Below are 25,636 nucleotides of genomic sequence, written 5' to 3' on the forward strand. Positions count from 1 at the left end.
ATCCGCGTTCTGCTTCACGGTCGAGGTGATCTGCTCCAGGGAGGCCGCCGTCTCCTCCAGGGAGGAGGCCTGCTCCTGGGCGCCACTACTGAGCTGTTGCGACCCCTCGGCGAGTTGCTGGGAGGCGGTGGTAACGCTGCTCGCCACACTGCCGACCTGTGCGATGATATCGTGGAGCTTGTCCATGAAGGTGTTGAACCACCGGGCCATCTCACCGATCTCGTCGTGACTCGTGACCACCAACCGCTTGGTCAGATCCCCGTCGCCCTCGGCGATGTCCTCGAGGACCGCAACCGTTTGGCTCAACGGTCTGGTAATCGAACTGATCGTTAGCCACGTCAGACCAAGGCCTACCACAATCGAGATCGTCAGCAAGATCAGGGAGAGCCTCGCGGATCTCGCTACACCGGCAAGCACCACTTCCCCGGCCTGCTTCGCTTGGACCTGCTGCTCAGAGATGATCGCCTGAATTGAACTGGAGGCTTCATCCGCGCTCTGTCGGCTCTTCGCCACCATTGCGTTTCCCAGCACCCGATTGTCATCAAGATAGGCCTTTACGGCCTCTTGCATCGCCGTCCAAATGTCGTCTGAATGCTTCTGGATCTCCGCGGCCCGCTTAGGGTCGATCGTCTGGAGAGTCTTCAGGTGCTGATCCAACGCCTGGCGAGCCTGTTTGGCCTTGTCCTCAGAGTCATTGAGCTGACTGACGGCCAAATCTGTGAGCCAATATCGGAACTCGCTAAAGGTCTTGGCCACGGCATTCCCGGTCTCCAGCCGATCCAAGACGGTCCCCTGGAAGCGCACAGCCTCACCGCCACGCACGAGGCTCACCCGCAGATACCAGAGCGAGCCACCAAGGAGCACCAGCAGCAACACGTTCGTGAAAATCAACTTGGCTCGAATCGTCTGGGAACGTCGCCATAAACTCGCCACCATGGCATGTCTCCTTTGACTTCAACTCGGACCGACGCAAGCCCCAGCGCTCTGTTGGCAGGGCAACTGGGCGCCTATGCCGGTCGCGAGATTACTTGGTATAGATCACCACGCTGATCGCCCCGCCTACTTCATCCAGCTTGCCGCCCTCTTTCTTGCCCCCGGTGATGTCCTTCTCTCCTTTGGGCTCGCCATGACAGTCCAGACAGGATGCGCCGTAGTACTCCGGGATCAACAGCCGGTACGCGGGCTTCCCCTTGTACTCGCTCATTTCAGCGTACGCCTTGCTCTTGGTCCAGTCGTTGGCCTTAAGCTTACTCTCGATGATCTGATCCTCCCAGGCGTCGGGAGCATTGGCCCGATTGCGCACATAGCTCTTGGGCGCGGTCAGCTTGAGGCTCGCGGTCTCCTCGACCTTCTTCTTGAAGGTGTCTGCGACCCGGTGGGCAAATGTCGCGGGCAGGAATCCCTTGAACCCTACGCCCTGCTTATTGATGAGGGGCTGGGCTTTGTCCATCACTTCCTTCATGGACTCCAGCATGGCCTGCGTCAGCTTACCCTCTGGCGTGCCACGATCAGTCCCCAGTTCCTTGTTGGCGGCCTTCTTGTAGTTCTCCTTGGCGAGGCCTACCACCTTTTCCGCGGTCAGCCCCTTGTCGCCCTTTGTCTCGTCGTTGATGAGCTTCTGGTTGTCCGAGATAACCGCTCGGCCGGCTCGGAACAGCGTGGCCAAATGCACTGCCAGCCGTTCCTGTTCTGGGGTTTGCGCAAGGGCGTCCGTCGCCTCAAACTGCCCAAGGCTAAGCGCAAACGCCCAACTCACGAGAGCGAACCCGAGCATCAGTTTGATCACCGTCTTGAGGTTCTTGAAACACTGCATGTTCACTTCCTCCTCTCCTGTCCCGCTCCTCCTCGTTGATCCGCCGGCAACTCTCCAGCCTCCGGCGGCATCAAGAAGAACGGACCCTAAGAGCCTGCGCCCACTGGCATGGCTAAGCTCCTGTTTTTGTGATCGACCGCACACGCGCTCCACCGGCGCCTCTACGTGGTTTTCTCCAATCGCCCGTCATCCTCTTCCTCTCCCAAGCGCGGAGGGATCTCTGTCCTCTCAGGCTGCATGGCGCAGGAGCTGTGGTTCGGAGGCCAACCGGATCAACCCCGGAACATCCAGGATCAGGGCCACCCGGCCGTCACCCATGATGGTCGCGCCCGTGACACCCTCCATCCGTTGGTAGTTAGCCTCTAAGCTCTTGATCACGGCCTGGTGTTGCCCCAGCAATTCGTCCACCAGAATGGCAACCCTCCGGCCCTCCTGTTCGACAATGACGAGCAGGCTTCTGGTCGGATCGGTCACCTTCGGGGTCACCCCAAACTGTTCGTACAAACGGACGATCGGCAAAAGCTGTCCCCGTACGCTGACAACCTCGCCGCGGCCGACCACGCTGCCAAGATCCGTCTGCTTCGGGCGGATCGATTCGGTGATCGACACAAGCGGGATAATATAGATCTCGTCGCCGACTTGGACAGAGAGGCCATCCAGGATCGCCAGAGTGAGCGGCAGGTTGATGGTAAATCGGGTCCCACGACCCACTTCGGTCGAAATCGTGACCGTCCCCCCGAGTTCCTCGATGTTCCGCGATACGACGTCCATCCCAACCCCCCGGCCAGAGACATCGGTCACCTGCTCAGCGGTCGAGAAACCAGGTCTGAGGATGAGCCGGTGGACCTGCTCGTCAGTGAGGGTCTCGGATCTACTCACCAGTCCTTGCTCCACGGCCTTGTGTATAATCTTCTCCTTGTCCAGGCCGCGCCCGTCATCGGCAATCTCAATGAAGATGCTGCCGCCCTGGTGGAAGGCGTTGAGCATGATCAGCCCCTCATCGGACTTTCCCTGAGCCAATCGCTTTTGCGGCGGCTCGATCCCGTGATCAACAGCGTTGCGGATCAGGTGGGTCAGTGGGTCGCTGATCCGCTCAATGACGGTCTTGTCCAGCTCGGTCTCTTCGCCCTTAATCTGAATCGCGACCTTTTTCCCGCATTGCGCCGCCAGGTCGCGAACGAGCCGAGGCAGACGGCTAAAGACGGTGCGGATCGGCAGCATCCGGATCGCCATCACCCGTTCTTGCAACTCTCGCGTATTCCGCTCCATCTGAGCCACCGCCCCCTCCAGGATGGGAAGCGCCTCTGTCTTGTAGTTGGCTACAAGCTGGCTGATCATGGATTGAGTAATAACCAACTCTCCTACCAGATTGATCAACCTGTCCACCTTGTCCGTGTTGACCCGGATCGTCGAGGATTCCTGCTTCTGCTTAATGAGCTTTTGCTTTTCAAGGACTCCTGTGAGTCGGTCCTGGGTCACTGACTGCTCTTGGACCAGGATCTCCCCGACCTTCTTCTGCTTCCCCAGGGCCTCCTCAAGTTGCGCCGGGGTGATCACCCGCTCTTCGAGCAGCAGTTCGCCGATCAGAGGGACCTCCATCTCTTTGACGTTCGGCATGGCGGCAGTCGCCTCGGCTGCCGAAGAGATCTCGACGACGTCGCCGGCGGCGGCACGTTCCGGCGGCGGTGAATCCAGCCGAACAGCGTCGCGTTCTTGTCCCAGGAACGTCTGGAGCGCCTTGATTATCTCCTCGTCCCACACCTCCTCCCCCTGCTCGCCTTTCGCTTGGGCGAGCAGACCCTTGATCACATCGGCGGAGCGCAACAGCAGATCGGCGCAAGGGCGTGTAAGGGGGAACTCATTCTTGCGGAGGCGATCAAGGAGATCCTCCAGGACGTGGGCGGCCTTGGCGATCCGATCGAACCCCAGCATCCCGCTGTTACCCTTGATGGTGTGCATCGCGCGGAAGCTCCTATTCAGGAGTTCCTGATCGCCGGGCGTCGTCTCGAGCCCAAGGAGACAGCCCTCAAAGTCGGCCAGCAGATCGGCCGACTCATCGAAGAAGCCCTGCAATAGCCCGTCGTCATCCATCATCATCTGTCGCCTCTAGTCTCCTCGCCCTAGCCCGCCGGCGGCGGCAGCACTTTGGCAACCACCTGGACGAGTTGCTGCGGACTGAACGGTTTGACGATCCAGCCGGTTGCCCCCGCCGCCCTCCCAGCCTGTTTTATCTCGGCACCGCACTCGGTCGTCAAGATCAGCACAGGGGTAGACCTTGTGGCAGGGCGATGCCGGATCGCCTTCACCAGACTGATGCCGTCCATGACTGGCATGTTCACGTCGGTGATGATAAGATCTACCTCTTGCCGATCAAGCATGATGAGCGCATCCGGCCCATTCGTCGCCTCGACCACATCAAAGCTCCCTGCGGTCAGGGCGGACCGGATCATCCCCCGCATCGACACCGAATCATCAACAATCAAGATCCGCTTCGCCATCCCCACCTCCTACCGCTATCCACCAGGAAAGGACGACCGTAGGATAGGCAAGTATTTCCGCCCATCGACTACCGTCAGGTTATGAACGCCCCTTCTCGATCATAGGTATCGGCAGCTTTGGTCCCGCACTGAAGGGTTATTCACTGCAATAGGAAGCAAGCTTTATGCCATGCGAACAATCGCAACTGCTCAGACAGGTAGATAGGCTGAAGGCTTTTAGGGGTAGGAGCCGAGAAGATCGCGAATAACTTGATTCGTGCCTGGCGATAATATATAGTTTTTCGTCTTGAGTCTAACCTCCTAAGCCTTTAGGAAAATCGGTCACGCGATCGAGTGAGCCTGCCGATAACAAAGATCAACAGGGGGGGGACAAATGGCAGATCCTTCGATAGAACTCGGGACAGGCGAGATTCAGGGAATACGGGAGAGACAACCGATCCTCGGACAGGGCCTAGCCTATAACGATGGGATGGGTGGGGGGGGCTTTCAAAACAATAACCATGGACAGGCCTCCTTCGACGCGGCTCAGGACAGGCACTGGATCGGCGTGGGGAAACTTACCCCCGGACTCATCCACGAGATCAACAACACCCTCTGCGCGATCGGCAACTATCTCCAGCTCCTCATGCTCGAACGGGAGCGTCGGGGCTGGGACATCTTAAAGCCGCTTCAGGCGATGAGCAACTCGCTCGAGCGTACTCAGATCCTCACCCAGCGGGTTGCGGTGTACGCCAGAGAGCCGGCGCGTCCCCAGTCTCGCCTCCAGATGCACGATCTGCTGAAGGAGGCGATTGTGCTCGCGCACTTGCATCGAGCATTTCGAGAGATCCACCTCCGCCAAGCGTTCGCCGATAACCTACCTGAGATCGAAGGCGATCCCAGGTCGCTGATGGATGCCTTCCTCGATCTGCTGGCATGTGCCGCGTCGGTCGTAGGGCGAGGGGGCACACTCGCCATCTCAACCGCATCGACCGCAGGCTGGGTTGGAGTAAGTTTTAGCGGGGCCGGCCAGTGGCCGCAATGCTCGGACGAGAGCCTGACCCTTGCCCGCCAGATTATCGAGCACCAGGGGGGCCAAGTAGTTCGTGAAGCGCAACCGGGATCGACCGAAGGGCAACTCTCGGTCTGGCTCAGGGCAGGGAGGCAGGAAGGATTGGGCGAGAGAGGGGCGTAGCGATTCACCCGATCGGTTCGTCCCCGCCTCGCGAGGTGAGTGCGACAGCCTGGACGAGGGCGTCCTGAAGCTGTGCTACCGTGTATGGCTTAGCCAGAATCAAGTCCACTCCCGTCCCCTCGAGCCGGTCACGCTCTACTGCATCACCCCAGCCGGTGACCAGGATTACGGGAAGCTGTGGCCACCGGGCTTTGACCGCCTGAGCAACCTCCCACCCCGACATCTCCGGCATTCCAAGATCGGTGAGCACCAGATCGAAGCGCTCCGTCGCGAGGTGCGTGAGGCCCTCTTCGCCGCTGGTTGCGATGGCTGCCTCGTGGCCCAGGATGTGCAGGAGATCGGAGAGGGTCTCGGCAAGGAGAGGCTCGTCGTCGATGACGAGGAGTGTGAGCGGGCGGGTGATGGGGGGTGGGGCGGTGGACGGCTGGACCACATCGGCGGCCGCCACCTCGGCTACCGGCAGGCGCATGGTGATCGTTGTCCCCTGTCCTTCTGCGCTCTGGACGGTGATCTCGCCCTCGTGGCGGCTAACGATGCCATAGACCATGCTGAGACCGAGCCCGGTCCCGCGCACCCCCTTCGTGGTAAAAAACGGCTCAAAGAGGCGGGCCTGCACGGCCGGCGACATCCCGACCCCGGTATCGGTCACGCTGAGTTCAACCCATTCGCGTACACTCCCGGTTACAGGTACCGGGATCCGGGTGCCCGGATCTGAGGTCCGCACCTCTCCGATCACGGAACCGGACACCTGCCTCGTCGTGATCGTAATCGTCCCACCCTGCGGCATGGCGTCGAGCGCGTTGAAAAAGAGGTTGGTGAGTGCCTCGCGCAACTCGGCAGCGTGGCCCAGGATCGGCGGCGTCTCAGCAAGCGCCGTCCGGACCGTGATCCGCGACCCCGCTGCTTCGGCCTGATCCTTCCAGCGGGGTCGGCTGACTGCGAGGACCTGCTCGACGATCCTGCCGAGCGATACCGGCCCGAATGCCTCCGTGTTCCTCGGGCGGGTCGCCTCGCGGATCTTGCGGATCGTCTCGGCCGCATCCTGCGCTGCCTGGTGCTGCCGTTCGAGGCACTCCAGGAGGCGAGCGCCCCCCTCCACGCCCTGTAGGGCGGCCGCGACCGGCCCCCGGTCGAGGACGAGCCGCATGAGCTGGGCCTGTCCAAGGATCCCCATCAACGCATTATTGAAGTCGTGGGCGACCCCAGCCGCCATCTGGCCCATCGCCCGGAGCCGCTCGGCCTCAAGGAGACGGGCCTGCATCCGCTCCAGTTCCTCGACCTTCGCGCCAAGCTGAGTCGCGGCCACGCGCTGGTCCTCGAAGAGGCGGGCATTAGCCACGGCCATCCCGATCGTGGCCCCGATGGTGGTCAAGAACGGAAAGTCCCCATTGGGAAAGGAGTGGGGAGCACGGGTGGCCACATCCAGGGTGCCGACCACCTTGCCTGCAGCCTTCAGGGGGATCGCAGCGAGGGTGTTGAAGCCCGCCTCGATCACCTGCTTCCGGAGAAAACGGGGGTCCTTGGATAGGTCGGCGGTGGTTAAGACCTCGCCAGAGAGGGCCACCCGTCCCGGGAACCCCTCCCCGAGCTTGAAGCGGGATATCTGCTGGAATGTCTCCGGAGCCAGCCCCCGATGTCGGACCAGGACGACCTCGCCCTGCTCTTCATCCAGCAGAAAGATCTCGCCTGCTTCGACGCCCAGACCGAGCAGCGTCGCATCCAGGGCCTGGTCCAGGATCTCATTGAGTGAAAGGGTACCGCTGACGGCCGTCCCGATCTGATTCATGGCCGTAAGCTCTCTCAGTTGCCTCTCGATCTGGCTGCTGGCCTGAGTCAAACCTTCCGCCATGGCATTAAACGCTTCACCCAGCGCCGCGATCTCGTGGGACCCACCGGCTTTCACCCTGGCGCCCAGATCACCTTGTCGGATCTGAGTAGCGGCCTTTTCCAAGGCCACGATGGGACGAGCGAGTTTTTCCCCTATCAAGACGGCGCCCATCAGAGCCACGGCGCCCATTCCCACGAGCAGGATCAGCAGATACAAGCGAAGGTCCGTGATAGCCGCCAAGACGACGCTTGTCGGCACCTTCTCGACAATAACCAGAGAGGGACCTGAGCGGCTCGAACTGAGGGTGAGGGACTGAGAGGTAACGACGTGTTCCTGTATGATTGAACCAGCTGCTGTTCTCTGTCCGCGTCCCGGTACCGGCTGAGCAGTGATGGCCTGCTCTCCCATGACCGTCGCGACAGCGTGTCGAGAGAGGATCTGTGTGGCGAGGGTAGGGAAGTCCCGTTGGATCCGTTCTCCCGTGTTCAGGTCGCGGGGACTACCCCACTGCTTCGCCGGATCGGGGTGCAGGAGGTAGAATCCCTCCTGATCGACAACATACACCTCCTTCCTGGCGGCTTTCGCTTCCTGGTACAATGCCTCGAGGAGAGGGCCTGCCATCAGATTGATGATTACGATCCCGCGCCGATGGCCCGCGTCATCGAAGAGGGGCGTGGCGTAACGGATAACGGGATGGTACGGGACTTCGATCTGACCATCCTCTCGGTTTAAGCCTAGCGGGGAGATGTAGACTTGACCTGGCCCGAGCGTCATCGCCTCGGAAAAGTAGTCGCGCTGCCGCGTCTCCTGCAAGCTTTTCCACGGGATAAGCCGGGGTGGATGGATTCCGTCGTAGTCCACCCGGACCACCTCCCGGCCATTCTCATCGAGATAGCGAATCTGGTCGTACACCTTCCGGTTACTCGAGAAGGTCAGAAAGACTTGCTCTACCACCGTCCTCGCGAGTTCAATCTCTCTCAGGTTTGTGCCGGCTTTGGCCCGTACCAACTCCCGCACCGCGGGAAGTTGGCTCAGAATGGGGAGGTCGTCTTGGGCCATGTCGAAGACGCGCTTGATCTTGTCAGCATCGTCCACAACACTCCGCTGAAGCTTCTCTACGGATTCTCGCACGAGGTGGTTCGATACTACCTGAATGGCGTAGAGACCAAAGACTGCCAGAGGGATCAGAGCGGCGAAAGCAATCAAAACGCTTAAGAGCGTGAACCGCTCGAATATGGAGCCTCTCATCGTCCCTCTCTCAACAGCCCACAAAGGTCGTCTCGATAAACGCGTGTAGAAGGATATAAAGGATATATAGGAGGGGAAGCATGGAGGCGGCGGGCGGACTCGAACCGCCGAATAAAGGTTTTGCAGACCTCTGCCTTAGCCACTTGGCTACGCCGCCATGAAAGAGGCAGTGATGACGTGATCCAGTAACTGAGTCGGCAGGAAACAATGGGTGGGCACGGCCTTGAGCGACATGCCGATTATATCATGCAACTGCTCGATAACGATTTCGTGGATTTCAAGGTTGGAGCGGGAAACGGGATTCGAACCCGCGACCCTCGCCTTGGCAAGGCGATGCTCTACCACTGAGCTATTCCCGCGCCCGAAAAAAGACTATAGCGTCGGCGGCCCTGACTGTCAAACGAAAATCACCAAACCGGCTAGACCGACAGGAGCTTCAGGACAGCCTCGGGATCGGCCTTCACCGTCACAGGCTGCTGCGACAGACGGATGGCGGCATCGGGTTCTTTCAGACCGTGCCCGGTGAGCACGCACACGATGACCGCATCCTTTGGGAAGCGGTTCGATCGGCAAAACTTGATGAGCCCGGCCACCGAGGCTGCCGAGGCCAACTCGCAGAAGACCCCTTCCGTGTGGGCTAGGAGACGGTAGGCGTCGATAATCTCGCTGTCAGAGACCATATCAATCCGCCCGCCGGACTCGGCCGCAGCAGCCACCGCCCCATGCCGGCTTGCGGGGTTACCGATCCGAATGGCTGTAGCGACGGTCTCGGGCCGCTCGACCACCGTCCCCAAGACGATCGGCGCCGCGCCTTCCGCCTGCCACCCCATCATCTTCGGCAACGAGGTGATCTGTCCGGCCTTAAAATATTCCTGGTACCCCTTCCAGTACGCGGTAATATTGCCCGCGTTGCCGACCGGAATAAAGTGATAGTCGGGGCTCCGGCCCAGCCGTTCGCAAACCTCGAAGGCGCCGCTCTTCTGGCCTTCGATCCTGTATGGGTTGACCGAGTTGACCAGCACGATGGGCTGATCTGCAGCGATCTGCCTCACGATCTGCAGGGCTTCATCGAAGTTGCCCTCGATCTGCAGCACCTGCGCGCCATGGATCATCGCCTGCGCAAGCTTGCCCAGCGCGATCTTCCCCTCCGGGATCAGCACAAAGGCGCGCAGTCCTGCCAGAGCCGCGTATGCCGAGGCGGAGGCCGAGGTGTTCCCGGTCGAGGCGCAGATCACGGCCCTCGCGCCTTCCTCCACCGCCTTGCTGATGGCGAGGGTCATCCCCCTGTCCTTGAAGGAGCCGGTTGGGTTAAGCCCCTCGTACTTCAAATACACCTCCGCCTCGATCCCAAGCATCGCTCGGAGCCGTTCGGCGCGAATGAGCGGTGTATTCCCCTCATTCAGGGTGACGATCGGCGTCCGATCGGTCACGGGGAGAAACGCTCTATATCGGTCGATGATTCCGTTCCAGTTCGTCGTCTTCATCACAGGCTCAATCGGTGGCCCCCTCGACCCTCAGGCACACGGTCTGCCCGCTCACCACATCGAGTTGGTCGATGGCCAGCAGCGACCGTTGCATATCGCCCTCCACCGCCTCATGCGTCATCATGACGATCGGCACAGCGCTCTGCTCCTGGCGTCCTTTTTGGATGACGGATACGATACTGATGTTGTTGCTGCCCAGAATCCCGGTGACCCTCGAGAGGACCCCTGGTTTGTCGACCGCCATGATCCTGAGGTAATAGCAGGAGCGGACAGCCGCCATCTCCTTAACCGCAGCCTCCGCATCGGAGATCGGCGGAGGCGGAACGCCCCTTGCGGTTGGGTCGTGCAGCAGACCTCTGGCGATTTCCGCGATGTCGCTGACGACCGCCGAGGCGGTCGGCATCTGGCCCGCCCCTCGCCCATAGAACATCAGGGAGCCCACCGCGTCGCCGACAACGTAGACAGCATTGTGGACCCCGCCGACCGAGGCCAGCAGGTCATCTTCCGGAATGAGCGCCGGATGCACTCTGGCCTCCAGCTCGCCATTCAGCTGCTTGGCAATCGCCAGCAGCTTAATCCGATATCCCAGCTCGCGGGCGTATTCGATGTCGGAGGCATCGATCTGTCTGATCCCCTCGACGTGGATTCGGTCGAAGGGGACATAGGCCCCGAATGCCAGCGTCGCCAGGATCTGGAGCTTGTGGGCGGAATCGATCCCATCCACGTCGAACGATGGATTGGCCTCAGCATAGCCATGGGCTTGCGCCTCGGCCAGCACCTCGGCGAAGGGCCGCTTGCTGTCCGTCATTGTCGTGAGGATATAATTACAGGTCCCGTTCACAATTCCGATGATTGAGCGGACCCGATCGGCCACCAGCCCCTCTTTCATCGCCCGGATCAGCGGAATGCCGCCACAGACGCTGGCCTCAAACCCGATCGATACGCGATGCGTCGCAGCGGTCCGATACAGTTCGAGCCCGTGAGTAGCCAGGAGCGCCTTATTGGCTGTGACCAGATGCTTGTTCCGGTTGAGTGCATCCCGGCAAAACCTGAGCGCAACATCACAGCCCCCGATCAGCTCGACGATGATGTCGATCGCGGGATCCTCCAACACGGCCGTCGCATCGGTGGTCAGCAGCGTCGGGTCTACCTCTACGTTTCGCCTACGATGGACATCGCTATCGGCGATCCGGCGGATCACAATCTTCCCTCCAAGCCGTTGCTGCAAGAGGGCGCTGTTCTCCTGAATCAGCTTCACAACCCCGGATCCCACTGTCCCGAACCCCAAGATGCCGATCTGTATCGATTTCATCGCGCGCCTCCCGCCTCACGCGCCCATGGATGACGCTAATCCGCTTCGCCAGGCCTTCTCGACCTCTTCAATGGAAAGATCAAGCCCACACGTTGGACCATGAAGTCTCAACCTCGTCCCCCCGACGACTCCAAGAAGCCGTACGGGAACCTGGTGTGCCTCGGCAATCTTTTCCAGCCTCGGCCAGTCAGCCTTTTTGAGGGAAACAACGATCCTGGATTGCGATTCTCCGAAGAGCAAGGCATCGGGGCGAATTGCGTCGCTGAGCCTCACATCGACGCCGATCGGCGCCCCCGCCCCACCCAGGCACGACTCCGCCAGCGCGACGGCCAGCCCCCCATCCGAACAGTCGTGGGCTGAACGAATCATCCCCTGCCGAATCGCTTCGAGGCAGGCGCGTTGAACGTTCCGCTCCCTGACCAAGTCCAACACCGGCGGCTCACCCTGCACCAGGCCGAACCGGACCGAAAGATACTCACTTGCCCCCAGCTCTTCACGCGTTTCTCCCAGGAGCGCTACCAGATCCCCTTCAGTCTTGAACTGCTGAGTTGTGGCGTAAGCGACATCATCCAGGAGACCGACCATCCCGATCATGGGCGTGGGGAATATCGCGTGTCCCGATGTCTCGTTGTACAGGCTCACATTGCCGCCGGTGACGGGAGTCTGCAAGGCTCGACAGGCCTCGCCGATCCCCTTGACCGCCTCGACAAACTGCCACATGATCTCCATACGCTCCGGACTGCCGAAGTTCAGGCAGTTGGTGATGGCGAGCGGCTCACCGCCTGCGCAGACGACGTTCCTGGCCGCCTCGGCTACGGCAATCATGGCTCCCCGATACGGATTCACGGCGCAATAGCGGCCATTGCCGTCGACGGATAGCGCGATGGCGCGTCTGCTTCCGTGTAGTCGCAGAACTACGGCGTCCGATCCGGGCCCGACAATGGTGCCCAGGAACAGCATGTGGTCATATCGCTCCCAGATCCGTTCCTTGCAGCAGAGGTTGGGTGATCGCAGCAATTCTAACAAGACGGCCGCATAGTCGTCAGGCAGCGGAATGCGATCCAGGTCGAGCCGTTGCCGCGCATCGGCCTCGGCAGGGCGGCTGCTCGGCCGGTGATAGACGGGCGCCTCTGACGCCAAGGCATTAGCCGGGATCTCTGCAACCGGTCTTCCATGATCCAGAACTCGCAGCAAGTCCCCATCAGTGACACGCCCGATCACCGCTGCGTCGAGATCCCACTTTTCGAATACCCTTCTGACCCGCTCCTCGCTGCCTTGCCGCGCCACTACGAGCATCCGTTCCTGCGACTCCGACAACATCAGCTCATACGAGGTCATCTCCGGCTCTCGCCGGGGAACATGGGCAAGGTCGATCTCGATCCCGGTGCCGCCGCGGCTCGCCATTTCGGCCGTTGAACAGGTCAATCCCGCAGCCCCCATATCCTGGACCGCTACCAGATCGTCCCCTTCCATTAGCTCAAGGCAGGCCTCGATCAGCAGCTTTTCACGAAACGGATCGCCAACCTGGACGGTCGGTCGCCTTTGCTCCGCCCCCTCGTCGAAGACATCAGAGGCCATCGTGGCGCCATGGATGCCGTCGCGTCCGGTCCTGGCTCCGACATAGATCACCGGATTGCCGATCCCACCGGCCCCGGAAAAGAAGAGCCGATCCTTCCTGGCAATCCCGACGCACATCACATTCACCAGCGGGTTGCTGCTGTAGGCTTCCGCAAAGCAGGTCTCTCCGCCTACTGTCGGTACGCCCACAGCGTTTCCATACCCTGCGATTCCGGCCACCACGCCGCCCAACAGATGGCGGTTCTTCGGGTCGGTCAGCGGACCAAAACGCAGCGCATCACATAGCGCGATCGGTCTTGCGCCCATGGTGAAAATATCTCGGATGATCCCTCCCACACCTGTGGCAGCCCCCTGATACGGCTCGATGAAAGAGGGATGGTTATGACTTTCCATCTTGAAGACAAGCGCAAGACCATCTCCAATATCGAGGGCACCCGCGTTCTCCCCTGGCCCCTGGAGGACGCGCGGACCCTCCGTTGGAAGCGTGGCCAGATGGACTCGCGAGCTTTTGTAGCTGCAGTGTTCCGACCACATCGCGCCGAACATCCCCAGCTCGACCAGGTTCGGTTCACGACCGAGGATCGCCAGAATCCTGTCATACTCCTCGGCCGTCAGGCCGTGGGACTCGACAAGATCTGGGGACACGACAGATACGGTCATGGCGGAAGCCTCAGGCGCAGACAAAGGTGTTCAGGATCGACGCAAACATCAGGCAACCATCCTCAGAACCCAGGATCGCCTCGGCGGCCCGCTCCGGATGAGGCATTAATCCCAGGACATTGCGGCGCTCATTGCAGACGCCGGCAATCTGGTCAAGCGAACCGTTCGGGTTCGCGTCTTTCGCGAGTTCTCCCTTCGCATCGCAATAGCGAAAGATGATCTGGTCGCCCTCCACCAGCCTTTTCCACCCTACCTGGTCGATGTAGTATCGCCCGTCGCCATGCGAGATCGGCATCCGCACCACCTGCCCGGGTTGCATGGCAGCCGTAAAGGGGGTCTGTCGGCTCTCCACCCTCAGGTGGACCCACCTGCACCGATAGTGCAAGCAGTCGTTAGGCAAAAGCGCGCCTGGGAGTAGACCGGCCTCGGTCAGGATCTGAAACCCGTTGCAGCTTCCCAGGACAAAGCCGCCGGCTTCCGCAAAGGCCGTCACCGCTCGCATAACGGGGGACAGTCGCGCGATCGCGCCGGAACGCAGATAGTCACCATGGGCGAATCCTCCAGGGAGAATCACACAATCGGAGCCTTTGAGATCGGCCTCTTTATGCCACAGGTAGCAGGCCTGCTCCTTCAGGACGTTCACGATGACATGGTAGAAGTCCTGCTGGCTCCAAGAGCCGGGGAAGACCACGATGCCAAACTTCACCCCGCGGCCCCCTCTATGTCGAAGCTGTAGTCTTCAATGACCGGGTTCGCGAGCAGCCGCCTGCACATCTCTTCGACCTGCGCAGCCGCCTCCTCTTTCGTGAGGCTGTTCAGCGTGAGTACCATGAACTTTCCGATCCGCACATCCGCCAGCCCCTCAAACCCCAGCGTCTCAAGGGCAGACCGTACCGTATCCCCCTGGGCGTCGAGGACGCCCGGCTTCAAGGTGACGTAGATCTTCGCGGTCAGCATATCACAACCCCGTACGAGCAAAAATGTCATCCAGATGTCGCAGATGATAGCCAAGATCAAAACAGTTTTCAACCTCGCCAGGGGAGAGATGCCGGCGAATCTCCGAATCGGCCAGCAGGAGCGGCTTGAAGGGTTCACCCGACTCCCACGCCTGCATGGCATGCCGCTGCACCAGCCGGTAGGCAGCTTCCCGAGTGAGCCCCTTGCCAACCAGCGCCAGCAATACCGCCTCTGAGAAAACCAGACCCCCTGTCAGTTCCAGGTTGTGCCGCATTCGATCCGGATAAACCCGTAGTCCCTCCAGCACTTCCCGGAAACGGACCAACAGGTAATCAAGCAGGATGGTCGCATCGGGCAAAATGACCCGCTCTACAGATGAGTGGCTGATGTCGCGCTCGTGCCATAACGGCACATTCTCCAGGCTCGACTGGCCGTAACTTCTCAGCAGCCTCGCCAACCCGGATACCTGTTCACAGGCGACCGGGTTCCGCTTGTGAGGCATGGCCGATGATCCCTTCTGCCCTTCGACAAACGGCTCCTCGACCTCACGCACCTCAGTTCGCTGCAGGTGTCGGATCTCGGTGGCGAACTTATCGAGAGAGGTCCCGATCAGGGCCAGCGTGAGCACAAATTCGGCGTGTCGATCCCTGGAGAGAATCTGGCTGGAAATCGGCGCCGGCTTTAACCCAAGCCTGGTACAGACATACGTTTCCACAAATGGTGGAAGGTGGGCGAAGGTCCCAACAGCGCCGGAGAGTTTGCCGTAGGCCACGGTCTCCCTGGCCCGACGGAGGCGATCGATATTGCGCGCCACTTCACCATACCAGAGCAGGAGCTTCAAACCAAAGGTCATCGGCTCGGCATGAATCCCATGCGTCCGCCCAACCATGATCGTTTGCTTGTGGCGTCGAGCGAGGTCAGCAAGCACCAGGGAGAGCGCATCGAGGTCTTCCAGTAGAATGTCGGCAGCCCGCTGAAGCTGCACCGCCAGGGCCGTGTCAACCACATCATAGGACGTCAGCCCGAAATGGAGGTAGCGCGCCTCCGGACCGACCCGTTCCGCCACCGCCGAGACAAAGGCGATGACATCGTGGCGAACTTCCCGTTCGATCTCCTGGATGCGGTTAAGGTCGAAGCCGGCCCGCTCCTGGATTACGGCCAGCGCCTCGCGCGGAACCACGCCCAGTTCGGCCCAGGCCTCGCACGCCAACAACTCGATCTGCAGCCATGTGGTGTAGCGACTGTGCGGTTCCCAGATGGAGGTCATTCGGGGGAGCGTATAGCGGGAGATCATCGGGATGAGTGATCAGGAGAGCAGGGCCGCCTGAGGAACAGGGCCGATAGAGGTAATGGCGAACGCCTCGTCGCGTAATACTCTTCTCATCAGCGACTCGAACTGATCGGTAGACACCGAATCGATCCCGGCAATGATTTCATCCAGGCCATAAGTGCGCTCGAAATAGATCTCTGTCTTGGCAAGACGAGTCATCCGACTACTCGTCCCTTCGAGACCAAGGAGCAGACCGCCCTTGAGCTGATCCTTGGCCCGCTGGAGATCGCTGGGATCGATCGGCTGATTCCGCAGACGGGCGCACTCAGCCCGAATCAGGTCCACGACCAGTCCTGATGACTCGGGATCAGTCCCGGCATAAATAACCAGCAGGCCACAGTCACGATAGGAGGCCTGATAGGAGTAAATCGAGTATGCCAGACCTCGTTTTTCGCGAATCTCCTGAAAGAGCCGAGAACTCATACTGCCACCCAGCATGGCATTTAACAGGTAGAGCGCATAGCGATCCCGGTGGGCAAAGGGGAGGCCATCCATGCCTAGGCACAGGTGGAGCTGGGCCGTATCACGCTCCTCCACCCTGACCGCCGCCTTGGAAGATGGTGGCGGAGGGTCTGCGTGAACGGATCGGCCTTCAAAGTTATCGAATGTCCGCATCACCAAATCCACCAGCCGCTCGTGCTCCAGGTCGCCGGCCGCCGTCACGACGGTCCGATCAGGACGGTAGAAGCGGCCCATGTGGCAGCGAACGTCGTCTTGCGTAAAGCGGCGCACCGTTTCCTTCCGCCCCAGGATCGGCCTGGCCACCGGGTGATCACTCCAGATCGCCTCGGCAAACAGGTCGTGAACCAGATCATCGGGGGTGTCCTCCACCATCTTGATCTCCTGGAGAACCACCTGTTGTTCCCGCTCAATATCTTTGGGGTCAAGGCTGGAGTGAAGGAAGGTATCAGCCAGGATATCAATGGCCAGAGGCAGGTGCTCGCCTAACACCTTGGCAAAGAAACAGGTGCTCTCGCGGCTCGTGAAGGCGTCGAGTGTGCCGCCAACGGCGTCAATCGTCCTGGCGATCTCTTGCGCGCTCCGCCGCGGTGTCCCCTTGAAGAGCATATGCTCGATGAAGTGGGAGATGCCGGCCATCTCTTCCGCCTCATCCCGAGACCCAACCCGCACCCAGACACCGATCGAGGCCGACTTGACGGCAGGCATCTGCTCGCTGAGCACAACCATCCCATTTGGTAATACCTGGCGATTGTAGGAGAGAGGGGGCATTGCTCAGGAGGACCTCTGTTCCGCTTTGGCCTGTCCCTCCGACTCCAACACCTCTTTCCGACTCAACCGGAGCTTGCCGTTCTTGTCGATGTCGATCACCTTCACCATGACCTCTTCCCCTTCCGACAAGACATCCTCGACCCGCTTCACCCGGTGTTCGGCAATTTGAGAGATATGCAGAAGGCCATCGGTGCCTGGGAGGATCTGGACAAAAGCGCCAAAGTCCATGATCTTGACGACCTTCCCTCGATAGACCTTGCCAACCTCAGGAACCTCGACGATCTTGCTGATGATCGACAACGCCTTTTGCGCTGCGGCCTCGTCAACCGAGGCGATCTCGATCCGTCCATCGTCTGAAACATCGATCTTCGCCCCAGAGTCTGCCACAATCCCGCGGATCACCTTGCCGCCTGGGCCGATGACATCACGGATCTTATCCACCGGGATCATAATCGTGATGATGCGGGGAGCATACGCCGACATATTCGGCCTTGGCGTCGCAATAGCGCGGTCCATCTGATCCAGGATATGGAGGCGGGCGCGTCGGGCCTGATCCAGTGCCTTCGGCATGAGGCTAGGTGCAATGCCATGGGTCTTGATGTCCAATTGCAGCGCGGTGATCCCTTCCCGCGTGCCGGCCACCTTAAAGTCCATGTCGCCGAGGTGATCTTCAAGCCCGATGATATCGGTGAGAATCGCTGCCTGCGCATTTTCCATGACGAGTCCCATGGCGACCCCGGCCACCGCTGACCGAATCGGAACCCCGGCATCCATCAAGCTGAGGCTTGCGCCACAGACCGTAGCCATGGATGACGACCCGTTCGACTCGAGGATATCCGAGACGATCCGAAGGGTATACGAAAACTCCTCTTTCGGCGGTAGCGCCGCGAGAAGAGCCCGCTCGGCAAGCGCCCCATGTCCGATCTCGCGCCGACCGGGACCGCGCATAAACTTGACCTCGCCGACGCTGAACGGTGGAAAATTATAATGGAGCATAAACCGTTTGGTGCCTTCCCCTTCAAGATTATCCAGGCGCTGTTCATCTTCCGAGGTGCCGAGCGTGGTGGTCACGAGGGCCTGGGTCTGACCCCTGGTGAAGAGAGCCGATCCGTGAGTCCTTGGCAGGACTCCAACCTCGGCGGTGATCGGCCGAACATCCTCGAGTGACCTTCCGTCCGACCGCTTCCCCTCTTCCAGGATCATTCGGCGCAACTCTTCGTGCTCGATCTGCTCAAATAGCCCCCTGACGGCGATCTTCCGATCGTCCGGCTCAGCGCTGAACTGGCCCATGACTTCATCAAAGAGCGCCTGCCGACGGCTGCGCTGCTCCTCCTTCTCGGCGATCCCGGTCAGGGTCCGAAGCCCCTGGCGGGCGAGAAGGCTCACGCGCTCGCACAACTCCGGATCCGGAGATGGAGCCTGGAAGGGCGTCTTTTCAACCCGAAGCTCTTTCGCCAGATCCAGTACCATGTTAATCATCGGCTGGATCCCCTTATGCCCAAACTCGATCGCCTCCACCATCACTACTTCAGGGATCTCATTGGCTCCGGCCTCAAGCATGACCACATCGCTTCTGGTCCCCGCAACAACGATATCGATGTCAGATTCTTCCATCTGGGCATAGGTTGGATTGAGGACCAACTTGCCGCCAACCCGGCCCACCCTGGCAGCCCCAATCGGTCCGAGGAACGGAATAGGCGCGATGGCAAGAGCCGCGGAGGCGCCCAGCACCGCCAAGACGTCAGGGTCGTTTTCCTGGTCAGCCGACAGGACCGTGGCGATAATCTGGACATCATTTCGATAGCCATCCGGAAAGAGGGGCCGGAGCGGACGATCGATGAGGCGGGAGGTCAGCGTCTCCTTCTCATGGGGCCGGCCCTCTCGCTTGAAGAAGCCGCCAGGGATCTTACCTGCCGCATACGCCCGCTCCTGGTAATCAACCGTGAGCGGAAAGAAATCGACTCCCTGTCGCATCTGTTTCGAAGCCACCGCCGTGACAAGAACGACCGTGTCGCCGTACCGGACTAACACTGCGCCATCGGCTTGCCTGGCCACACGCCCGGCCTCGATACTCAATGGTTTCCCTTCGATGATTTGCTCGACACGACAACTCATTTACGAATTCCCAACCTTTCGATGATCTGCTTGTACCGGTTCACATCCTTGCTCCTAAGATAATCCAAGAGCTTTCGGCGCCGCGCAACGAGGCGGAGCAGTCCTCGCCGGGAGTGAAAGTCTTTCTTATGGCTATTCAGGTGCTCGGTCAAATACCCTATTCGCCCGGTCAGGAGAGCGATCTGCACATCCGGAGAGCCGGAGTCGCTATCATGAAGACGATACTGCCCAATAATCTCTTGCTTATTTGCGGATGCCTTGACCACGGAGCCCTATCCTCCTTTCTTCTCAAATAGATACCTGTAATCGCGAGTACGATAGCATACGCCCTCAGGGGAGTAAAGTCCATTCTTCCGGAGAAAACCTGGGGCACGCAGCAAATACCGCGTCCGCCTGCCGCTTGTCGCTGTCGATCTGTTGTCGGAGCAGTGACGGGTTCTCGAAGCGTCGCTCGCCACGCAGACGTTCGAGAAAGAAGAGCGTAAGGATCTCTCCATATAACTCCTCCTCGGTCTCCAGCAGGTGGACTTCCACTCGGCGCGCCTCACCACCAAAGGTCGGGGCCCTCCCGACATTGACCAGCGCCTTGCGCAATCCCTGTTTCAACCACGTTTGGCCGGCATACACGCCATCCGGAATGAGCAGATCAGCCGTAGCGGGAAGGTTGGCTGTCGGGTACCCCAGCCCCTTGCCCCGTGCGGCGCCACGTTCGACGTGTCCACGAATCGCGTACGGACGCCCTAGATAGCGGGCAGCTTGCCGAAGATCCCCTCTTGCCAGTAAGCCGCGGATGAGCGTGGAACTCACCACCTGGCCGTCCTCGGTCATCGCAGGAACCACATCGAGTACGAACTGATGCTCCCGCCCAAGCCCCATGAGCACCTCCGGGGAGCCGGCCCTGGCGTTGCCGAAGGCGAAGTCGTATCCAATACAGACAAACCGAGCCCGAAGCCGATCGACCAGGTAGCTCTTCACGAAATCGCGCGCCGAGGTGGCAGCAAGACGAGGGGTGAAGGTGACGGCGATCATCAGGTCGACGCCAAGAGCGGCAATGATGTCCCGCTTGATCGAGAGCGGAGTGATGAGGGACGGCGCGTTTGAAGGGTTCACCACCTCTAACGGGTGCCGCGCGAAGGTGAAGACAACCGCTGTTCCCCCTTCCTGACGAGCCCACCGCACCACTCGACCAAGAATCTCGCGGTGTCCGAGATGGACCCCGTCAAATGTCCCAACCGCCACCGCAGGGGCCGGATAGTCGTCTTCCAGATCTTCAATCTGCTCGACAACAATCATTGCCCGGCAAGGACCCGTACCGGCTTTAGAACAATCCGGCGCGGGTCGATGGCAGCGAACTCCCGGCCGGCAACTGTCGCCTCAGCCAGCGAAAGGAGTTGGCGACGATACCCCAGAACTCGAACTAGATCACCCTTCTCCACCTCCAGGGGAAAGCTGAGCAGTGCGCCGGCCGACATCCCGCTTCCCTGGACAACCCCTCGAGAGGACTCAGGGTGAACCCTGACAACCGGAAGATGCCCCAGGGCCTCGCTAATGGGGATCAGTGCCTCCAGGATGCGACCCTCCGCAACGATCTGCTCGAGCTGCTGTAGCGTGAGCGCGTTCTCAACCAGAAAACGACCCGACCGGACGCGAGTCAACGCATACAGGTGTGCGCCACACCCGAGGACACGGCCGATGTCATCGCACAGGCTGCGGGCATACGTCCCCTTGGAACAACTGACCCGGAACCGGACGAAAGGCAGATCAATCTCCAGAAGCGTGAGGTCATGGATCCGCACTGCAATCGGCTGCCGTTCGACTGTTTCGCCACGCCGAGCCAGACGATAGAGGCGCTCCCCCTGATGCTTCTTGGCGGAAAAGAGCGGCGGCACCTGCTGGATCTCGCCGACAAACTGCTTCAGGACGTCCGGTAGCTTGGCAGGATCTACGGTGATATTGTCCGTCTGGGACAGCACCTTCCCATCAGCATCCAAGGTATCGGTAGTGATGCCCAGCCGCATCGTAATCAGGTACTCCTTGTCGGCCTGAGTGAGAAATTGTGCGATTCGAGTCGCGCGCCCAATACAGAGCGGCAAGACTCCGGTGGCCCTCGGATCGAGCGTACCGGTGTGGCCAACGCGGCGCATCTTGAGCAGACGCCGCACCACGTCCACCACATCATGGGAGGTCATCCCCCCAGGCTTATTGATATTCAAGACCCCGCTGAGTTCCATTGCCTCCGCCAAAGACTAATGAAGTGTTTCAGTAATGGCTCGACAGTTCCGTTCGCCCTGAGCGTGTCGAAGGGTGAATCTTGTTACGGCCTTCCGTTCATGCTTCGACTGGCTCAGCACGAACGGTCATTGTGAGTCACGACACTAGATGGGCTGATTAGCGCCCGGTCCAACTCCTGTTTTCTTGCTCGCAGCCGTTCGACGGTCTCCCAGGGCACCTCTACCCCTCCCAGCTCGGCATCCGCAACGACTCCGCCACCATGAAAATCGCTTCCACCAGTGGGCATGAGTTGATGTCGATCGGCAACGGCGAGCAGGGATGCTGTCATCTCTGGGGTATACCCTTTGTAGTAGGCCTCGATCCCTTCTAAGCCCGCCTCCATCATCATCGGCAGCAGTCGCTCCAGGTCCAGATGGTAATCGCTTGCCCCCGCGATGATCGGGTGCGCCAGTGAGGGTACACCTTGAGCCTCCCTGATCAGGCTAATCGCCTCCTGTGGGAGCAGGGTTCGACCTTCAACATAACCAGGACCCCCCCGTCTCAGAAAACGCGAGAATGCCTCGTCGACCGACGCAACGGCGCCGCGCTCTACCAGGGCCTTTGCGATATGTGGCCGCCCGACTGATCCCCCATTCGCAATAGCTATCACGCGGTCCCACTCGATCTGATACCCGAGCGCGCCTAGCCGCTCAACCATGGCGTGGGCCTGAGTCATTCTATCCGCTTGCACTCGGCCAAGGGCCTCTCGTAGGGAAGGATCGTCCGCATTGAGCAGATAGCCCAGAACATGGATCTCGTTGCCATCCAGGTTGGTACTCACCTCGATCCCCGGAATGACCTCGATCGGCAGGCCTGAGGCAGCCTCTCGCGCCTCGCCGATCCCACCTACGCTGTCGTGGTCGGTCACAGCTATCACGCGGATCCCAATGAGGGCGGCCGCCTCCACCAACTCGGCCGGTCGAAGCGCGCCATCGGAAGCTTTCGTGTGAAGGTGCAGATCGACACGACTCGCCATCGTCATTACTCCTTCGTCCCGGTAGCCTCGATCTGCCGGAACAGCTCAGCCATGTGTAGCTCCTGCTCAAGCGAATCATCAAGCAAAAAGAGAAGTTCCGGGACGTAACGCAGGGTAACCCTCCGCCCTAACTCCCCACGGAGAAAACCGGCCGCCTTCTTCAGGCCGACCAACGTCTCCTGACGCTGTTTCATGTCGCCGCCGGCCGACGCAATATAGACGCTCGCGTGCCGTAAATCCTCACTCACTTTGACATGGGTGACTGTGACAAATCCGATTCTCGGGTCCTTGACCGATCGTAAGATCAGACGACTGATCTCTTCCTGTATCAGGGTACCTACACGATCGGCGCGTCTGCCTTGCATGACCATCCTCTCCGCGACCACCAGACCAAGAACGTCAATGGGCCATCAAATCGATCTCGTAATCGAGCATCAGCGCGTCGGGGTGAGTCTCGATGAGATTTACCACTTTGGTCAGAGTCTCGTCTACCAGGCGGGAATTGTTGCTGACGCAGACAATCCCCAGCGTGGCGCGCTGCCATTCATCGAGGCGATCTACCTCAGCAACAGAGACATTGAAACGGCCTCGGATCCGATCTTTGAGGCCCTTGATAACCCGCCGCTTACCTTTGAGGGAGTTGTTGCCGGGGAGATGCAACTCGACGCGGCAGGTTCCGACGGTCATAGCCAAAATAGTTTCGAGCAACGAGTCCCGGGTTTCGCATTAGGAATAATTCGCAACCCGACACGTTGTTAGAGTTTCTGTGCTACCGATTCAAGTTCGAAGACTTCCAGGATATCGCCGACCTTGACGTCGTTGAAGTTCATCAGACCGACGCCGCACTCAAACCCGCCTTGCACCTCTCTGACATCCTCTTTGAAGCGGCGAAGCGATCCCACTCGCCCCTTGTGAACAACCTTGCCATCCCGAACAATGCGGATCTGACTGTCTCGATAGATCTTTCCCTCTACAACGAATGAACCGGCAATCGCTCCCACCTTGGGCACAGCAAAGACCTGACGAACCTCCACGCGACCAATTGACCGCTCAATATACGTGGGCTCCAGCAGCCCCTCCATCGCCTGTCGGATCTCATTGATGGCGTCGTAGATCACGGTGTAGAGCCGAATCTCAACGCCTTCCAGTTCGGCCAGCTTCTGAGTCTTTGGCTCAGGACGTACGTTGAATCCGACAATGACAGCATTAGAGGCCGAGGCCAGCATTACGTCAGTTTCGGTGATGGCGCCGACCGACGCATGAATCACCTTCAATCTGACCGCTTCGGTGCTAATCCGCTCCAGCGATTCGCGGAACGGTCCGACGGAGCCCTGGACGTCCCCCTTGATAATCATTCGAAGTTCTTTGACCTCACCATCCCGGATGCGACGGTGCAAGTCCTCCAAGGTCACGCGGTGTTTCGAACCGATCATCTCCTCGCGATGTTTCTGCTGCCGACTGATAGCGATCTGCCGTCCCTTCCGCTCGTCGGATACCACAACGAATGTATCTCCGGCCATGGGGACACCTGAAAGACCCAGCACCTCTACCGGGGTCGCGGGCCCGGCCATCTGGACCCTTTTCCCCGTCTCATTGTTCATGGCCCGTACCCGACCCGAATGTAATCCGGCCACGATCACGTCCCCCACCTTCAGGGTCCCCTGCTGAATCAACACTGTCGCGACTGGTCCACGACCTCGATCCAGTTCAGCCTCGACGATGACGCCCTTCGCTGCCCTGTGCGGGTTCGCCTTCAGTTCCTGAACCTCGGCCAGCAGCAGCAGCATCTCGAGAAGGTGATCTATGCCCACCTTCTTCTTGGCCGAAACCTCCACATAGACCGTCTGACCTCCCCACTCTTCCGGGACCAGACCATGCTCCGCCAACTGTTGCCTGGCACGATTCGGATCGGCGCCGGGCTTATCGATCTTGTTAATCGCAACCAGAATCGGGACGCCCGCGTCCTTGGCGTGGCTGATCGCCTCCAGCGTCTGGGGCATCACCCCGTCATCGGCCGCCACCACCAAGACTACGATATCGGTCGCCTGTGCTCCACGCGCCCGCATGGCGGTAAACGCCTCGTGGCCTGGCGTGTCCAGAAACGTAATCTTGCTACCCGACAGATCGACTTGATAGGCACCAATGTGCTGAGTGATTCCTCCCGCCTCCGAGGCAATGACATTGGTCTGCCGAATCGCATCCAGCAGAGATGTTTTACCGTGATCGACATGACCCATGATCGTGACCACTGGAGGCCTGGGTAGGAGCAGCGACAGGTCCTCAAGCTCCTTCGTCTCGGTCGCAGTTTCTTCCAGGGACGTCACTTCCACTGAGAACCCTAGCTGGTCGGCCGCACCTTTTACCACCTCCACATCGAGGGGCTGATTAATAGTGGTCATGATCCCCATCTTGATCAACTGCTTGATGATCTCGCTGGGGCTCATCGAGATCTTCTCCGCCAGCTCCTTCACGGTAATCGTCTCCGCAATCCGGACTATCGGGCGAGACGGAGGCGAGGGCTCACGCTCGACCTGCTCTACCTGGACCTGAGGTTCCAGCGTCGGCGGGATCACAGCCACCCTCTGTCCGGTGGGTGAGACAGACGAAGGCGGCATGAGGATCTGGGATGGCTCCCCTTTCAAACCTGCTGGCGCTACCGTGGCCTCGCGAGGAGGCTGAAGCGGCACAGAGGGCGGCTGATCGAGAACCGCTGTCCCCTTAGGCGGTTGTAGGGTAGGGGTAGATTTGGACTTGCCAGGTCCCTGCGACTCAACCGCGCCCAATCTTTTAACGGAACTCGTCCCTTCGGTTATTGGCCCACCCCCGGATGGTGCCTTTGCCTCGGCAAGCCTGGAGCGGGCGGGCTTGCCAGCCAAAACCTTGGTTGTTGTTGTCGGTGCATTTCCTGTCCTGGGGCGTCGGCTCTCCACGGGCTTAGCGTGGACCGTCGGAGCCGAAGGACCGGTCTCTATCGATTTGGGCTTGGGACGGCTTTTCTTCTGAGGCGGTGTGGCTGTCAGGAGTGCCCTCACATGGTCCTCATCCACGTTGCTGCTGTGGCTCTTCAGTTGTAAGCCCGACCGCTCAAGTCGGTCAATGAGCTCCTTGCTTGACATGCCGAGCAGTTTCGCCAGATCGTAAACCCTAATCATTCCCACTCCG

Annotated in this window: 21 protein-coding genes and 2 tRNA genes; 1 reads left to right on the plus strand and 22 read right to left on the minus strand. The window is 60.1% G+C overall.

What is annotated here, in order from left to right:
* The 4 genes from PHV01_RS09425 to PHV01_RS09440 form a co-directional block, all read right to left on the minus strand.
* Positions 1 to 936, minus strand: a 936-nt coding sequence (locus tag PHV01_RS09425; RefSeq protein ID WP_337290905.1) for a HAMP domain-containing protein, incomplete at its 3' end; no start/stop codon positions are given.
* An 88-nt stretch (positions 937 to 1,024) separates the two neighbouring features.
* On the minus strand, positions 1,025 to 1,813 hold the full coding sequence (locus tag PHV01_RS09430; protein WP_337290906.1) for a DUF3365 domain-containing protein: 789 nt from the start codon (positions 1,811 to 1,813) through the stop codon (positions 1,025 to 1,027).
* 228 nt (positions 1,814 to 2,041) lie between these two features.
* Positions 2,042 to 3,910, minus strand: coding sequence for a chemotaxis protein CheA (locus PHV01_RS09435; RefSeq protein WP_337290907.1), 1,869 nt, complete (start codon positions 3,908 to 3,910; stop codon positions 2,042 to 2,044).
* A gap of 23 nt (positions 3,911 to 3,933) precedes the next feature.
* The gene (locus PHV01_RS09440; protein WP_337290908.1) at positions 3,934 to 4,311 is read right to left on the minus strand and encodes a response regulator; all 378 of its coding nucleotides are present in this window, start codon (positions 4,309 to 4,311) and stop codon (positions 3,934 to 3,936) included.
* 373 nt (positions 4,312 to 4,684) lie between these two features.
* Here PHV01_RS09440 and PHV01_RS09445 point away from each other — a divergent pair, with 373 nt between their 5' ends.
* Complete coding sequence (locus PHV01_RS09445; protein WP_337290909.1) at positions 4,685 to 5,485, plus strand: hypothetical protein; 801 nt, start codon at positions 4,685 to 4,687, stop codon at positions 5,483 to 5,485.
* A gap of 4 nt (positions 5,486 to 5,489) precedes the next feature.
* Here PHV01_RS09445 and PHV01_RS09450 read toward each other — a convergent pair whose 3' ends face one another.
* The 18 genes from PHV01_RS09450 to infB all read right to left on the minus strand — a co-directional run bounded on the left by PHV01_RS09450 (position 5,490) and on the right by infB (position 25,626).
* A complete protein-coding gene (locus PHV01_RS09450; RefSeq protein WP_337290910.1) occupies positions 5,490 to 8,561 on the minus strand; it encodes an ATP-binding protein in 3,072 nt (1,023 codons plus the stop codon).
* Between the two features lie 81 nt (positions 8,562 to 8,642).
* Positions 8,643 to 8,718: transfer RNA gene (locus tag PHV01_RS09455), tRNA-Cys, on the minus strand.
* A gap of 127 nt (positions 8,719 to 8,845) precedes the next feature.
* Positions 8,846 to 8,920, minus strand: a tRNA-Gly gene (locus PHV01_RS09460).
* A gap of 60 nt (positions 8,921 to 8,980) precedes the next feature.
* Positions 8,981 to 10,045, minus strand: coding sequence for a threonine synthase (gene thrC / locus PHV01_RS09465; protein ID WP_337290911.1), 1,065 nt, complete (start codon positions 10,043 to 10,045; stop codon positions 8,981 to 8,983).
* Positions 10,046 to 10,052: 7 nt separating this feature from the next.
* Positions 10,053 to 11,357, minus strand: a complete 1,305-nt coding sequence (locus PHV01_RS09470) for a homoserine dehydrogenase (protein WP_337290912.1) — start codon at positions 11,355 to 11,357, stop codon at positions 10,053 to 10,055.
* A 15-nt stretch (positions 11,358 to 11,372) separates the two neighbouring features.
* The gene (gene purL, locus PHV01_RS09475; protein ID WP_337290913.1) at positions 11,373 to 13,595 is read right to left on the minus strand and encodes a phosphoribosylformylglycinamidine synthase subunit PurL; all 2,223 of its coding nucleotides are present in this window, start codon (positions 13,593 to 13,595) and stop codon (positions 11,373 to 11,375) included.
* 10 nt (positions 13,596 to 13,605) lie between these two features.
* Positions 13,606 to 14,301, minus strand: coding sequence for a phosphoribosylformylglycinamidine synthase subunit PurQ (purQ, locus tag PHV01_RS09480; RefSeq protein ID WP_337290914.1), 696 nt, complete (start codon positions 14,299 to 14,301; stop codon positions 13,606 to 13,608).
* Positions 14,298 to 14,552, minus strand: coding sequence for a phosphoribosylformylglycinamidine synthase subunit PurS (gene purS / locus PHV01_RS09485; RefSeq protein WP_337290915.1), 255 nt, complete (start codon positions 14,550 to 14,552; stop codon positions 14,298 to 14,300). Before purS ends, purQ begins: the two co-directional genes overlap by 4 nt.
* 1 nt (position 14,553) lies before the next feature.
* Complete coding sequence (purB, locus tag PHV01_RS09490) at positions 14,554 to 15,846, minus strand: adenylosuccinate lyase (RefSeq protein WP_337290916.1); 1,293 nt, start codon at positions 15,844 to 15,846, stop codon at positions 14,554 to 14,556.
* A 12-nt stretch (positions 15,847 to 15,858) separates the two neighbouring features.
* Complete coding sequence (locus PHV01_RS09495; protein WP_337290917.1) at positions 15,859 to 17,070, minus strand: pitrilysin family protein; 1,212 nt, start codon at positions 17,068 to 17,070, stop codon at positions 15,859 to 15,861.
* Positions 17,071 to 17,115: 45 nt separating this feature from the next.
* Positions 17,116 to 19,227, minus strand: coding sequence for a polyribonucleotide nucleotidyltransferase (gene pnp, locus PHV01_RS09500; RefSeq protein WP_337290918.1), 2,112 nt, complete (start codon positions 19,225 to 19,227; stop codon positions 17,116 to 17,118).
* The gene (gene rpsO, locus PHV01_RS09505) at positions 19,224 to 19,493 is read right to left on the minus strand and encodes a 30S ribosomal protein S15 (RefSeq protein WP_337290919.1); all 270 of its coding nucleotides are present in this window, start codon (positions 19,491 to 19,493) and stop codon (positions 19,224 to 19,226) included. Before rpsO ends, pnp begins: the two co-directional genes overlap by 4 nt.
* Positions 19,494 to 19,557: 64 nt before the next feature.
* Positions 19,558 to 20,520, minus strand: a complete 963-nt coding sequence (locus PHV01_RS09510) for a bifunctional riboflavin kinase/FAD synthetase (RefSeq protein ID WP_337290920.1) — start codon at positions 20,518 to 20,520, stop codon at positions 19,558 to 19,560.
* Positions 20,517 to 21,458: a tRNA pseudouridine(55) synthase TruB gene (gene truB, locus PHV01_RS09515; protein WP_337290921.1), complete on the minus strand. Its 942-nt coding sequence runs from the start codon at positions 21,456 to 21,458 to the stop codon at positions 20,517 to 20,519. Before truB ends, PHV01_RS09510 begins: the two co-directional genes overlap by 4 nt.
* 113 nt (positions 21,459 to 21,571) lie before the next feature.
* Positions 21,572 to 22,474, minus strand: a complete 903-nt coding sequence (locus PHV01_RS09520) for a PHP domain-containing protein (RefSeq protein ID WP_337290922.1) — start codon at positions 22,472 to 22,474, stop codon at positions 21,572 to 21,574.
* 5 nt (positions 22,475 to 22,479) lie between these two features.
* A complete protein-coding gene (gene rbfA, locus PHV01_RS09525; RefSeq protein WP_337290923.1) occupies positions 22,480 to 22,839 on the minus strand; it encodes a 30S ribosome-binding factor RbfA in 360 nt (119 codons plus the stop codon).
* A 34-nt stretch (positions 22,840 to 22,873) separates the two neighbouring features.
* Positions 22,874 to 23,182 (minus strand): DUF503 domain-containing protein, encoded by a 309-nt coding sequence (locus PHV01_RS09530; RefSeq protein ID WP_337290924.1) that lies wholly within the window; start codon positions 23,180 to 23,182, stop codon positions 22,874 to 22,876.
* 47 nt (positions 23,183 to 23,229) lie between these two features.
* The gene (gene infB / locus PHV01_RS09535) at positions 23,230 to 25,626 is read right to left on the minus strand and encodes a translation initiation factor IF-2 (protein WP_337290925.1); all 2,397 of its coding nucleotides are present in this window, start codon (positions 25,624 to 25,626) and stop codon (positions 23,230 to 23,232) included.
* Positions 25,627 to 25,636: the final 10 nt, after the last annotated feature.

Source organism: Candidatus Methylomirabilis sp. (assembly GCF_028716865.1).
GTDB lineage: Bacteria > Methylomirabilota > Methylomirabilia > Methylomirabilales > Methylomirabilaceae > Methylomirabilis.